Annotated in this window: 8 protein-coding genes; 2 read left to right on the forward strand and 6 right to left on the reverse strand. The window is 65.9% G+C overall.

Annotated elements, in window-relative coordinates; genetic code table 11:
- Window positions 1-4,886 (reverse strand): alpha-2-macroglobulin (locus N5D48_RS07175; protein ID WP_279882624.1); only part of this gene is annotated, 4,886 nt, incomplete at its 3' end.
- Between the two features lie 234 nt (window positions 4,887-5,120).
- Here N5D48_RS07175 and N5D48_RS07180 point away from each other — a divergent pair.
- Window positions 5,121-6,458, forward strand: a complete 1,338-nt coding sequence (locus N5D48_RS07180) for an MATE family efflux transporter (RefSeq protein WP_279882626.1) — start codon at window positions 5,121-5,123, stop codon at window positions 6,456-6,458.
- A gap of 134 nt (window positions 6,459-6,592) precedes the next feature.
- Here N5D48_RS07180 and N5D48_RS07185 read toward each other — a convergent pair whose 3' ends face one another.
- The 5 genes from N5D48_RS07185 to N5D48_RS07205 form a co-directional block, all read right to left on the reverse strand.
- Entirely contained in the window at window positions 6,593-7,048 is a 456-nt protein-coding gene (locus N5D48_RS07185; protein ID WP_279882628.1) for a transposase, read from the reverse strand.
- 211 nt (window positions 7,049-7,259) lie between these two features.
- Window positions 7,260-9,173, reverse strand: coding sequence for an arginine decarboxylase (gene speA / locus N5D48_RS07190; RefSeq protein WP_279882630.1), 1,914 nt, complete (start codon window positions 9,171-9,173; stop codon window positions 7,260-7,262).
- A gap of 152 nt (window positions 9,174-9,325) precedes the next feature.
- Window positions 9,326-9,697 (reverse strand): translation initiation factor Sui1, encoded by a 372-nt coding sequence (locus N5D48_RS07195; protein WP_050703605.1) that lies wholly within the window; start codon window positions 9,695-9,697, stop codon window positions 9,326-9,328.
- A gap of 327 nt (window positions 9,698-10,024) precedes the next feature.
- A complete protein-coding gene (locus N5D48_RS07200; RefSeq protein ID WP_279882632.1) occupies window positions 10,025-10,561 on the reverse strand; it encodes an NUDIX hydrolase in 537 nt (178 codons plus the stop codon).
- A gap of 1 nt (window position 10,562) precedes the next feature.
- Window positions 10,563-11,630, reverse strand: coding sequence for a DUF2333 family protein (locus tag N5D48_RS07205; protein ID WP_279882634.1), 1,068 nt, complete (start codon window positions 11,628-11,630; stop codon window positions 10,563-10,565).
- Between the two features lie 250 nt (window positions 11,631-11,880).
- Between N5D48_RS07205 and N5D48_RS07210 the strand changes: the two genes are divergently transcribed.
- Entirely contained in the window at window positions 11,881-13,497 is a 1,617-nt protein-coding gene (locus N5D48_RS07210; RefSeq protein ID WP_279882635.1) for a PleD family two-component system response regulator, read from the forward strand.
- Window positions 13,498-13,685 lie beyond the last annotated feature (188 nt).

Below are 13,685 nucleotides of genomic sequence, written 5' to 3' on the forward strand. Positions count from 1 at the left end.
ATCTCCCCCTGGCTGTCGCCGATCGCCTGCAGGTTCGGCCGGTACATCGACTCCACCTGCGGCGGCGGGATGCGGTAGCTGCCCGGGGTCACCGCACGGGCCAGGTACAGCAGGTGGGTGGTGCCGTAGCTGTCGAGCTTGAGCGCCGCCACGTAGCGGTCGTCGCGGTACTCCTGGTGCACCACGCTGGCGTTCTGCATCGACTCGCGCCACTGCTTCACCGCGCTGCTGGCGTTGTCCAGGCTGGCAGCGCTCTGCGCCAGGTTCTGGTTCTCCAGCTCCAGGCCCGCCGGCAGCAAGTCCACCACCAGGGCGTCCGGCACCTGGTCCTGGGCCTTGAGCGCCAGGTGCACCAGCACCAGGTCGCCGCTGCGCAGGTTGCGCACATCCAGCGCCTGGCCGTTCATGCCCAGGTACTCGCGACGGATCTCCATGCCGTTGCCGCTGGCGGCCGGGGCCTGGCGCGGGTAACCGGACAGGGTCAACTGCTGGTACAGGGTGTCGCCGCCCTGGTTCTGAATGCTCAGCGGCGAGGCCAGCAGCGGGCCTTCGAGTTTCAGGCCCGAGTCGTTGTTGTCGAACTCGCGCACTTCACCGGCGCTGTCCAGGCGGGCTTTCCAGTTGCCTTCCGGCTTGCCCAGCAGGCCACGGCCGGCGAGGAACAGCGCGTTGCGCTCCTGGGTGGACAGCCAGCGGTTGGCGGCCAGCTCGTCGGACAGGCCGAACAGACGCTGGTCGACCTGGTTGCCGGCCAGGTTGTTCTCCTGCAGCAGGGCCAGGATCAGCGCCTGGTCACGCAGGGCGCTGCCGTAGTCGGCCATCCAGCCTTTGCCCCGCGTGACAGACAGGCCCGCCTGCAGCGCCTGCTGCGAACGCTGTTTGTCACCCATCTTGTCCAGCGCCACCGCCAGCTGCACCAGCGGCAGGCCGGAGCGGGCATCGGCGCGACGCTCGAACAGGCTGCGCAGGGCGCCCAGCGGCGCCTGTTGGCTGCGCGCCAGCACCAGGCCGGCATAGGCCTGCACGGCGAAGCGGGTGTGGTCGGCGTTCTGGCTGTAGTCGACTTCGATCAGGTTGCGCTCCTGCACATAGCGCAGCAGGCGCTCGCTGGCCTTCTTCAGCGCTTCGGCCGGTACGCCGTAGCCTTGCTCGCGGGCACGCAGCAGGAAGTCGGTGACGTAGGCGGTCAGCCAATACTCTTCCTCGCTGTCCGAGCTCCACAGGCCGAAGCTGCCGTTGTAGCGCTGCATGCCCAGCAGGTGTTCGATGCCCATCTCGATCTTGCGCTTGCGCACATCGGCAGGTTCGCCCTTGATGCCCAGGCGCTTGAGGCTGTCGGCATCAGCGTACAGCGATGGGTACAGGCCACTGGTGGTCTGCTCCAGGCAGCCGTAAGGGTAGGCTTCCAGGGCGCGGATCTGCTCGGCCAGGTTCAGCGGCGGGCGGCTCGACAGCGCCAGGCTGGCTTCAAGGCCCGCCGCTTCGAACTCGGCCAGGTCGCTGTCCGGCAGGCTCCAGGGCTGGTCCTTGAGGGCCACGCGGTAGTGCTTGAGCATCGCCGGGTAGGCCGGGCGCACGCCGAGGGTCCACTCGCGCTCGAAAGCGTTGGCCGGCTCGCCTGGCAACTGCAGACCATTGACCTGCACGCGCACCTTGCCCTGGCCAAGGCCGCCCAGGGCCTGCACCGGGATCATCAGCGTGGTGCGCTGACCTTCGGCGAGGGCAACGGTTTGCGACGCGCCAGCGGCCAGGCTCAACTGCCCTTCGGCAGCCAGCTGCACGGTCAGTTGCTGGGCGCGGCCGGAGAGGTTGGCCAGGTCCAGCGCCAGGCTGGTGCGGTCGCCACCGGCCAGGAAGCGCGGCGCGGACAGTTCGGCGATCAGCGGCGCGGCGACCACGCTCTTGCCTTCGGCCATGCCGAAGTGTTCCTCGGTCCAGGCTTGGGCCATCAGCCGCAGCTCGCCGTTGAAGTCGGGAATATCGACCGTGGCCTGGCCTTCGCCTTTCTCGTCGAGGGTCACCGGCAGGCTCTGCTGGGCAACGATGGTCACCGTGGTGTTCGGGCGCTTGCCGCCCTTGGCCATGGCGGCGTCGCCACCGAAGGCCAGGCTGGCCAGGCGGCCCTGGCCGGCTTCGATCAGCTGGCCATAGATGTCCAGCTGGTCGGCGCCATAGGCCTTGCGACCGAACAGGCTGGCGAACGGGTCGGGGGTCTTGAAGTCGGTGATGTTGAGGATGCCCACGTCCACCGCGGACAGCAGCACATGCACCTGCTTCGGCACGCTGCCGTCGGCGTTGACCGCCTTGAGCTTGACCGTCAGCGGCTGCTTGGGTCGCATCTTCTCCGGCGCCTGCAGCGACACGGCCAGCTTGCGCTCGGCGCGGTCCAGAGGCAGGTGCAGCACGCCCACGGCGCGTTTCGGCGTGGCATTGGCCTTGCGCTCGCCCGGGCGGATCACCAGGGCGCTGATGTACAGGTCGTGACGCGCCCACTGCTTGTCCAGCTCGACATCGAAGGTCTTGCCTTCGGCGGGCACCTCGATCTCCTGCCACCACAACGGGCCATCGGCGGACTCGATCATCAGGTAACCGCTGCCGGCGGCCGGCGGGGTGACGGTGACCTTGGCGGTGCCACCTTCCTTGTAGGCTGGCTTGTCCAGGGCGATCTTGACCTGGTCGGGGCGCACGGCGCCGCCTTCGGCGTTGTCCTGGGCACGATAGCCAGCCCAGAAGCGCGCGCTGGAAACCAGGCCGGTCTGCGGGTCTTCCAGCTCGACGCGGTAAGGGCCCCACTCCACCTGGAAGTTCAGCTTGGCGGTGGAGCCGGCCTTCACGCTGACGGTCTCCTCGGCCTGGGTGAGGAATTTCTCGTTGTAGTTGTAGCTCCAGCCGTCGCTCTGCGAGTAGTTCCAGTAATAGTCGCGGCGCTCGCGGATCAGGCGCACCTTCAGGTTGTCGGCGGCGAGCTTGTTGCCGTCGCGGTCGGCCACCAAAAATTCGAATTCCACCGGGCCGTCGCCGTCGGTCTCTTCGCCGTCGAACAGGCCGCGCAGGCCCGGCAGGCGTTCGGCAGGCCAGATCGGCTGCTCCAGGCGCCGGGTGATCGGCCGGCCACCGGACTCCTGCAAACTGGCCTGCACGGTCAGTTGCAGCGGCGAACGGGCCTCGGCCCAGCGGCTTTCGATATCGATGCGGGCCTTGCCGTTCTGATCGAGGGTGACTTCGTCCAGCTCCAGGTCCTGGTTCAGGTCGGTCTCGGTGACCGCGCCGAACTGGTAGCCCGGCAGCGCCTTGACCGCTTCACGCAGCGGGCGCACGTAGGCCTGGCCGCTGAGGCGGTTGCCGGCGGCCGGCGCGCCGTAGAGGTAACGGCCATTGACCTGGATGGTGGCGGTCTCATCCGGCGCCAGCGGCGTGCTGCTGCCCTTGAGTTCCAGCGCCAGGCGTTCGGGGAGGAAGTCCTCGACGAGGAATTCGTAGACCTGCTTGCGCCCACCACCCAGGTCCAGCAGCAGTTGCCAGCGGCCGGTCGGGGCCTCGCTGGCCAGTTGCAGCTGGTACTGGAACAGGCCGTTCTGGTCGGCCTCCCAGACGAACTTGCGGCTGACCTGCTCGTCCGGGCGGCGCACTTCCACATTCACCGGCTGGGCCTTGACCGGCTTGCCGTCCTGATCGCGCAGCAGGCCGTTGAGCAGCACGGTCTCGCCCGGGCGATACAGGTCGCGCGGGCCGAAGATGAAGAACTGCAGCGGGTTGGCCTGGGGGCCGGTGATGTCGAACTCGGCCAGGTCCAGGGCGGCGGTGTTCAGGCGCAGCAGGGTGGTGTTCACGCCCTGGGTGGCGATCAGGGTGTCGGCCTTGGCGGTGATCGGCAGCTGGGCATGGCCGTCGCCATCGGTCTTGGCCTGGGCCAGCAACTTGCCTTTGTCGTCGTGCAGTTCGAGGGTGACGTCCTTGAGCGCCTTGCCGCCTTCCAGGGCCTGGCTGAACACGTCCAGGCGGTCGCGGTAACGGTGGGCGGAAACGCCGATGTCGCTCAGGGTGAACAGGGTCGCCGGCTGCGAATAGTCATAGGTACCCGAGGCGCGCATCACTGCCAGGTACACGCCCGGCTCCTGCAGCGGCTTGATCCCGGCGATCGGCAGCAGCACGGTCTCGCGGGTGTTGCGCGCGGGGTTGAGGTCGAAGCGGCCGCTGTAGACCAGCTCGGCCATCTCCAGGGTTTCCTTGGACTGGTAGTAGTAGAGGCTTGAGTTGCGGCCCCAGTTGACCAGGAAGCTGGAGAGCATGTCCGGCTTGATGCGGAAGAACTCGACATCGACCTTGTCGACGTTCAGCGCGATCACCGGCAGGCCTTCGGCCAGGCGCGTGGGCAGCAGCGAACCGCGACTGGCGAAGCCCACGGTGGGCTGCATGTCGCGGGTCTCGAAGCGGCTGACCGATTCGGCCTCAAGCTGATTGCCGTTGACCGAGAGCAGGCCCTTGTCGATGGTCAGGACCATCTTGCGCTGCGGCTCCAGGTGGCGCAGACGCAGTTCCATCTGGTTGTCGGAGAGTTCCCAGGCGCCGTCGACCTTGCCTTTGACGGTGTCGACCAGGTGCAGCTTGGCGGCGAAGTCCTGGTTGGCGTCCAGCGGCGCGGAGACGCTGACCGACAGGGTGCTGGCGCCGTCGAGCTGGACTTCCGAGACGTCCAGCACGGTCAGCTCGCGGCCGGCGTAGCGCTTGGCGAGCAGCGCCGGGTCTTCACGCTTGGCTGCCTTGGTTTCGGCGGGCGCGACGGCGGTGGCGGCGTCGGCGGGGGCCGATGGCTTGTCCGGCGTGGACGAGTCACAGGCACTGAGCAGGGCCAGCGCGCAGGCCAGCAACAATCCTTTGTTGAGCATTGAGAGAGAACTCTTCGGCAGCGTGTACGTGAGGGGGGCAACTATAGCGCAACGCCGAGGGGCTTACCTGGCGATGCGCGGCAAGTGAGACCGTGTTCGCGCCGATTGGTTGCCGGGGCGGTACAATCCGTTCGACCATCGCGGGGCAAGCCCGCTCCCACGTGATGAAGTGCACTTGCGTGGGAGCGGGCTTGCCCCGCGATGGCCCAATTTGTATCCCCCGCTGGAGCCCGCATGTCTTCACTGTCCACCGCCTGGCGCGACCGCCCCACCCACCACAAGGTCTGGGCCCTGGCCGCGCCGATGATCCTGTCCAACATCTCAGTACCGCTGGTGGCACTGGTCGACAGCACGGTGATCGGCCACCTGCCCCACGCCCACCAGCTGGGCGCGGTGGCGGTGGGCGCCACGCTGTTCACCTTCATGGTCGGCCTGATGGGCTTCCTGCGCATGGGCTCCACCGGCTTCGCCGCCCAGGCCGCCGGTCGCGCCGACGGCGCCGCGCTGCGTCAGGTGCTGGTGCAGGGGCTGTTGCTGGCACTGGCCTTCGCCCTGCTGATCGGCCTGCTCGCCCTGCCCTTCAGCCAGCTGGCGCTGCAAGCGATGCAGCCCAGCGAGGCACTGCATGCCTCCACCGAGGCGTTCTTCCACACGCGCCTGCTCGGCCTGCCGGCGGCGCTGGCCAGCTATGCCCTGGTCGGCTGGTTTCTCGGCACGCAGAACGCCCGGGCGCCGCTGGCGATCCTGCTGACCACCAACCTGCTGAACATCGCCCTGAACCTGTGGTTCGTGCTCGGCCTGGACTGGGGCGTGGTCGGCTCGGCGCGGGCCTCGGTGATCGCCGAATGGTGCGCCGCCCTGCTCGGCCTGGCCCTCACCCGCCCGGCGCTGCGCGCCTATCCCGGGCACATCGCCTGGGCCGCGCTGAAGCGCTGGCAGGCCTGGCGCCCCCTTCTGGCGGTGAACCGCGATATCTTCCTGCGCAGCCTGGCGCTGCAGCTGGTGTTCCTGCTGTTGACCGTGCAAGGCGCGCGGTTGGGCGAGGCGACGGTGGCGGCCAATGCCCTGCTGCTCAACGGGCTGATGCTCACCGCCTATGCCCTCGATGGCCTGGCGCATGCGGTCGAGGCACTGTGCGGGCATGCCATCGGCGCCCGTGATCGCCGTACCCTCAAACGAGCGCTGGTGGTGGCCTGTGGCTGGTCGCTGATCGTCAGCCTGGGTTTCGCGGTGCTGTTCGTGCTGGGTGGTCACCTGTTCATCGACCTGCAGACCGACATCGCCAGCGTGCGCGAGGCGGCGTATCCGTTCCTGCCGTACTTGGCGTTGCTGCCGTTGATCGCGGTGTGGAGTTACTTGCTGGATGGTTTGTTCATTGGCGCCACGCGGGCGCGGGAGATGCGCAATGCGATGCTGGTGTCGGTGCTGATCGCCCTGCCCTTTGCGCTGGGGTTGAGCGGGTTGGGCAACCATGGGTTGTGGCTGGCCTTTTTGCTGTTCATGGCGCTGCGAGCGGTGACGCTGGGATGGGTGGGGTGGCGGTTGCAGGAGAAGCAGCGCTGGATTCAGTGACGCCGGGGCCGCTGTGCGGCCCTTCGCGACACAAGGCCGCTCCTACAGGGGGATCGCGTATGGCAATTATTGCGCGATCGCCTGTAGGAGCGGCCTTGTGTCGCGAAATGAGGGCGAAGCCCTCACCTGCGGGCTCACAGCCACACACAATCCCAATGTGGGTACTCGCCGGCTCGTCTAACCAGTCCAGCCCGAATCGGGTTGGCGATGATGTAACGGGCAGCAGCCCTGACATCCTCGTCCTTGCGCAATGCCCGGTCGTAAAATCCAGGCTGCCAGATGTGCTTTCGCTCGGCACCTTTACGGTAAAGAGCACAACTGCTTCGCGACTTGAAGGCACACATGAGTTTGTCCAGGCTGGTAGGCCCAAGCTCGATCAACCAGTGCAGATGGTCTGGCATCAGAACCCAAGCCAATGTACGGCAGCTACCTTCATGATCATTCAGACGCAATTGATGGATGGCCGCTCGCGCAAACCAAAGATTCTGAAACAGTGGGCTACGCTGGCGGGTAGCGGTAGTTAGCAGATAAAGCCTGCCTGACTCTGAAAAGCGCCCTTGGCGCAGGCGATGATTGCCGTGACGGTCCATGTCGACTTCCTTTGAACATTGCATTCGCAGGATAGGTGTCTCGATGAGGGATGGCGTAAGCGGATCATTACCGGGTATGACGCGGTGAGGGCTGCGCCCTCAGATCGCGACACAAGGCCGCTCCTACAGGGGGATCGCGTATGGCAATTACTGCGCAATCGCCTGTAGGAGCGGCCTTGTGTCGCGATGGGCCGCAAAGCGGCCCCGGGGATTACGAAGACAGGTACGAAGACCGGGTCAATCCCAAGCGCAACGCATCGAGGAACTGCGTGCGCTCGCGCGCGCTGATCCGGGCGCTGGCCACCTTGTCGCGGTAGTGGGTCATCAACTCCTCCGGCGACAGGTGCACGTAGCGCAGCATGTCCTCGATGGTGTCGTGGGTCTCGATGCCGGCGTGGTACACGCTGCCGTCGGCGTTCTGGTAGATGTTCACCGAGTCGGTGTCACCGAACAGGTTGTGCATGTCGCCGAGGATTTCCTGGTACGCGCCCACCAGGAACACGCCCAGCAGGTAGTCCTCGCCTTCCTTGACCGCGTGCACCGGCATGCTGGTCTCGATGCTCTGCTCGTCGACGTACTGGTTGATCTTGCCGTCGGAGTCGCAGGTCAGGTCCTGCAGCACGGCGCGGCGCAGCGGCTCTTCGTCCAGGCGGTGCAGCGGGATGATCGGCAGCACCTGGCCGATGGCCCAGGTGTCCGGCAGGCTCTGGAACACCGAGAAGTTGCAGATGTACTTGTCGGCCAGCTTGTCGTTCAGCTCGTCCAGCACCTGGCGGTGCGAGCGCTGGCGGGCCTTGAGCGAGTTGTGCAGGCGACGGCACACGGCGAAGTAGCACTGCTCGGCCAGGGCCTTTTCGGCCAGGGTCAGCTTGCCGTCGGCGTACTGCGCGGCCACGTCGCCCATGTAGTGGGTGGCGCGCCAGTAGGTCTCGGTGACCATCTCGATGTCGGTGGGGCCGAGCAGGTCGGCCAGCCACTGCACGGTCTCGGGCAGCGACTCCTTGTTCTCGATGGTCGGCATCTCGTCGTTGTGGCTTTCGACGTCGGTCACCTGGATCACCAGCATGGCGTGGTGCGCGGTCAGCGAGCGACCGCTCTCGGAGAAGATGTGCGGGTGCGGCAGGCCCTGCGCGTCGCAGAACTCCTTGAGCATCCCGACCACCACGCCGGCGTAGTCGTCCATGTCGTAGTTGATCGAGCTGGCGTTGCGCGAATGGGTACCGTCGTAGTCAACGCCCAGGCCGCCGCCGACGTCGATGTGATCGACTGGCAGGCCCAGCGCGCGCAGTTCGCCGTAGTAGCGGATGGCTTCCTTGAAACCGTGCTGGTAGTCGGCCAGGTTGGCGATCTGCGAGCCCATGTGGAAGTGCAGCAGGCGGATGCCCTGGTCCAGGCCCGCATCACGGAAGCGCTGCACCACCGAGATCAGCTGGGCGGCGGATAGGCCGAACTTGGACTTCTCGCCGCCGGTGTCGGCCCACTTGCTCGAGGCCAGCGACGACAGGCGCACGCGCAGGCCGACCTGTGGCTTGACCTTCAGCTCCGCGGCTTCCTCGATCACCAGGGCGACCTCGGATTCCTTCTCGATGACGATGAACACGTTGTGACCGAGCTTCTGGCCCATCAGCGCCAGGCGAATGAACTCGCGGTCCTTGTAACCGTTGCAGACGATGGTGCCGCCCTTCGGTGCCAGCGCCAGCACCGCCAGCAGCTCGGGCTTGGAGCCGGCTTCCAGGCCGATGGAGACGTTCTGGGTGGCGATGATGTTCTCGACCACCGCCTCCTGCTGGTTGACCTTGATCGGGTACAGCGCGGTGTACTGATTCTGGTACTCCAGGCGCGCGATGTTGGCATCGAAGGCGCCGGTCAGCTGGCGCACGCGGTCCTGCAGGATGTCCGGAAAACGAACCAGCAGCGGCAGCGACAGGCCGCTCTGGCGCAGCTCCTGGACTTGCTCGAACAGGTCGATCGGCGCGCTGTCCGGGCCGTTGGGGCGCACTTCGACGCGCCCGGCTTCATTGATGGCGAAATAACCAGCGCCCCAATGGCGGATGCCATAAACACTGCGGCTGTCGGCCACGGTCCATTGGCTACCATCGTCTTTGCGTGTGCGTCGTACGGACATTCAAGTCCCCTATAGATAAGTCCAAGACACTGCCCCGTCAGGTGGCGGGCGCAGTGTAGAAGCTGAAAATGACGAATCGTCCGTGCCCCCGGATAGACCCTGGCCACGGCATCGAGTTTAGAAAGCGCTGGGCGAAAAGTCGCGCGACAGCCTCAGCCGCCGGATTTTTTCGCCTTGAAGCCCTGTTTGATCAGCTCGCCGAGCAACAGTTCGACGTGGTCGCCCTGAATCTCGATGACCCCGTCCTTGAGCGCGCCGCCGGTGCCGCAACGACGCTTGAGCGTGCTGGCGAGCTCCTTGAGCTGTTCGAGGGGCAGCGGCACGCCGGTGATGGTGGTCACGGTCTTGCCGCCGCGACCTTTGCTTTCACGACGCACACGGGCAATGCCATCGCCTTCGGGGATGACCTGCTGCTTGCAGATACAGGCGTCCACCGGCTGGCCACAGTCGGGACAGTGCCGACCGGCATCGGTGGAATATACGAGACCGCCAAGGGCGGCGAAGGAAGAAGCTTTCTTGGCCACTTTTGTTCCTCTGTGCCGAGGACAAAAAACTGGTCGGCGGGAGCCGACCGCGAAGCCCCACTCTGGCAGGGGCGGCGCTACTGCCGCAAGATCATGCGACAGCCCGAAAAGGGCGCGCAGTTTAACGATAAATCTGGCTGTTGCTAAGTACAGGATTGCGCCATTTTACGAAAGTTTTGCGACCTTCAGATGCTTGGGGCTGCTGCGCAGCCCTTTCGCGACACAAGGCCGCTCCTACAGGAGAACGCGATCCCCTGTAGGAGCGGCCTTGCCGAGGCGTCGGACCGGTCGGAAAGGGGCGCAAAGCGCCCCCAAGAGGCAACACTGCTAAATCAGACTGTTCCTGTACCGCTGCAACGCCACCAGCGAGTCCGGGCAATACGGTTTCTTCACGCTCTCTTGCTCGATTATCTGCAAACTGATGAACCGCGCCTCGATAACCTCCTCGGGCTGCAAGCGCAACGGCCCGTCCCACACCGCCGAATACACCGCGCACCACAAGCGGTTGCCCGGCTGCTCGAAGTAGAACGTCTCGTGGAAGCGCAGCTCGACACCGCTCACCCCCAGTTCCTCGGCAAGCTCCCTCGCCGCCGAATCGGCGTAGGACTCCTGCACCCCGACCATGCCCCCCGCCGCCACGTCCCAGTAACCGGGATACAGCGCCTTGCTCAGGGTCCGACGGTGCACGCACAGCTCGCCCGCGCCGTTGAACAGCAAGATGAAGGTGCAGCGCCCGATCAGGCCTCGCTCGCGCAGCTCGGCCCGTGGCAGGGCGCCGAGCAGTTGATCATGCTCGTCGACCCAGGCCACCAGCTCGGCGTCGGAGGCCGCGCGGTGCGCGACCTCGGCAGGATTGACCGGCATCTCAGCCCTGGGACAGCAGTTGGCGCAGGTCGATGACCGCGGCGTTGGCTCGGGAAATGTAGTTGGCCATCACCAGCGAGTGGTTGGCCCACATGCCAAAGCCGCTGCCATTGAGCACCATCGGGCTCCACAGCGCTTCCTGCGAGGCTTCCAGCTCGCGGATGATCTGCCGCACGCTGACCGTGGCGTTCTTTTTCGCCAGCACGTCGGCAAAGTCCACCTCGATGGCGCGCAGCAGGTGCGACAACGCCCAGGCCTGGCCACGGGCCTCGTAGAACACGTTGTCGATCTGCAGCCACGGAGTCTCGACCACTTCCTCGTCGACCTGCGGCGCCTGGCCCGGGGCCACGGTCTCGGTCTTCAGGGTGTTGTTCAGCTTGACCCGGCCGACGCTGGCCGACAGGCGCTGCGACAGCGAGCCCAGACGGGTGGCGACATCGCCCAGCCAGTTGTTCAGGTTGTCGGCGCGGGTGTAGAAGATCGCGCCCTGGTCGCCCTTGGCCAGACGGGTCTGGTAACGGTTCAGCGACTTGATGCCCTCCTCGAACTCCGACTCGCTCGACGGCAGGATCCAGCTCTTGTTGTCGAAGTTGAAGCGCGGCTCGGCCTTGGCCAGGTCGGCGTCCTCGGTCGATTGCGACTGGGAACGGGCGAAGTCCTTGCGCAGGGCGCGGGACAGGTCGCGCACCTGGACCAGCACGCCGTACTCCCAGCTCGGCATGTTGTCCATCCACAGCCCTGGCGGGAAGCGGTCATTGGAAATGTAGCCGCCCGGCTTGTCGAGCAGGGTGCCGGCCACGGTCTTGAGGGTCTCGACGGTGGTGTAGCCGACCACCATCTGCTGGCCATTGCGCTCGGCGGCAGCCTGGGCGTTCTGCTGCACCGGGAACAGATCCGGCTCCTGGCTCCAGTACCAGCCCAGGCCAATGCACACCAGCAGGTAAAGGCCGATCAGCGTGCCCAGGGCGCGGCTCCACAAGCCGCCAAGGTAGCTACGGGTGGCGGCGCCACGGGTATCGACCCGCTCACGGGGCTCGGCCTTGGCCTCACGGTTTTTCCAATCCAGCATGGCAGTGTCCTTAATCAGTCACGAACGGTTCAGGGCTTGGACCGCAGGCCTCGGCCAGGGTGCCACGACAAACCCAGGTGGCAGCACTATAAAGCAGACACCGCCATTCGTATAAGCAACCAACGGGTCGGCAACTGAATAACGGGCCTTGAACACTTTGTTGACCCGAGGCACTCGCTTGTCGGAAAAGCGGTGCTAGCATAGAGCCATCATTGAACCTGCGCCCCGCCCACCTATAAGTAGTCAGGACATGACCCAGCCAGCCGAGCCGAGCCACGAACGCCTCAAGCAGCACTTTGCCCAGCGGGTGATCCACCAGGCCCGGCAGATGCTCGAGATCTGGCAGCGCCTGCAGCGCGGCCAATGGTCCAGCGGCGACCTGGGCGAGCTGTGCGAAGCCAATCTACGCCTGCAGCGCTATGCCGAGCGGTTCGAGCAGCCCGAGCACCGCAGCCTGTCGACGGCCATCGGCCAGACCTTGCGCGCCATCGAGGCCAACAGTGCCCGGCTCAACTCTGAACTGATCAGCGAGCTCAACCGCCTGATGCAGCGTCTCTCGCGCACCGGCCTGCGCAAGGGCGACCAGCTCGACAACGTGCCCCTGCCACCGCTGCGCAAGCCGGTGTACATCGTCCTGCAGGACCACGACCGCGCCGAGCGCCTGGCCCAGCAGTTGGAGTTCTTCGGCCTGACGGTGCAGGCGCTGTTCAGCGCCGACGCATTCCAGGCGTCGATGAGCGAACGCCTGCCTTCGGCCATCGTCATGGATGTCGACTTCACCGGCCCCGGCATCGGCCTGCAACTGGCGGCCCAGGCCCAGCAGGGGCTGGAACAGCCGGTACCGCTGCTGTTCTTCAGCCTGCACGAAACCGACACCCCGACCCGCCTGGCCGCCGTGCGCGCCGGCGGCCAGGAGTTTCTCACCGGCACCCTGGACGCCTCGAGCCTGCTGGAGAAGCTCGAACTGCTGACCAGCGCCACCCAGTACGACCCGTTCCGCGTGCTGGTGATCGACGACTCCCGCGCCCAGGCCCTGCACACCGAACGCCTGCTCAACGGCGCCGGGATCATTACCCGCACCCTGACCGAGCCGATCCGCACCATGAGCGAGCTGGCCGACTTCCAGCCCGACCTGATCATTCTCGACCTGTACATGCCCGAGTGCACGGGTCCGGAGCTGGCCAAGGTGATCCGCCACAACGATCGCTATGTCAGCGTGCCGATCATCTACCTGTCGGCCGAGGACGACCTGGACAAGCAGCTCGATGCCATGAGCGAGGGCGGCGACGACTTTCTCACCAAGCCGATCCGCTCGCGGCACCTGGTGACCACCGTGCGCAACCGCGCCGCCCGCGCCCGCCACCTCAAGGCGCGGATGGTCCGCGACAGCCTTACCGGGCTGTATAACCACACCCATATCCTGCAACTGCTCGAAGACTGCAGTTTCCGCGCCCGCCGCGAAGCGCAGCCATTGAGTTTCGCCATGCTCGACATCGACCATTTCAAGAAGATCAACGACCGCCACGGGCACCCCATGGGCGACCGGGTGATCAAGAGCCTGGCGCTGTTCCTCAAGCAACGCCTGCGCAAGACCGACTTCATCGGCCGCTACGGCGGCGAGGAATTCGCCATCGTCATGCCCGGCACCGGGCTCGAGGCCGCGCACAAGGTGCTGGACGAAATCCGCAGGCGCTTCGCCGAAATCCACTACCCGGCCCAGCCCCACGACCTGCAGTGCACCTTCAGCGGCGGTGTGGTGCAGCTGGACGACAGCCTCGATGCGCTGACCATGGCCAGCGCCGCCGACGAGGCGCTGTACCGGGCCAAGCATGCCGGGCGTAACTGCGTGGTCAGGGTCGAGCCGTAGCCGCCGACATGGGCCGCTCTAATGGAAAACTCGTAATCCACTGATTTAACTCGACCCTGTAGGAGCGCCCTTTCCGACCGGTCCGACGCCTCGGCAAGGCCGCTCCTACAGAGAGCAACCATCAAACAATACCGGCACTGTGCCACTTTTTTATGGCGCCAACCCTCCGGCGTCATCACCTCGTCACA

The sequence above is a fragment of the Pseudomonas sp. GD03858 genome (genome assembly GCF_029840925.1).
In the GTDB taxonomy this organism is placed as follows: Bacteria; Pseudomonadota; Gammaproteobacteria; order Pseudomonadales; family Pseudomonadaceae; genus Aquipseudomonas.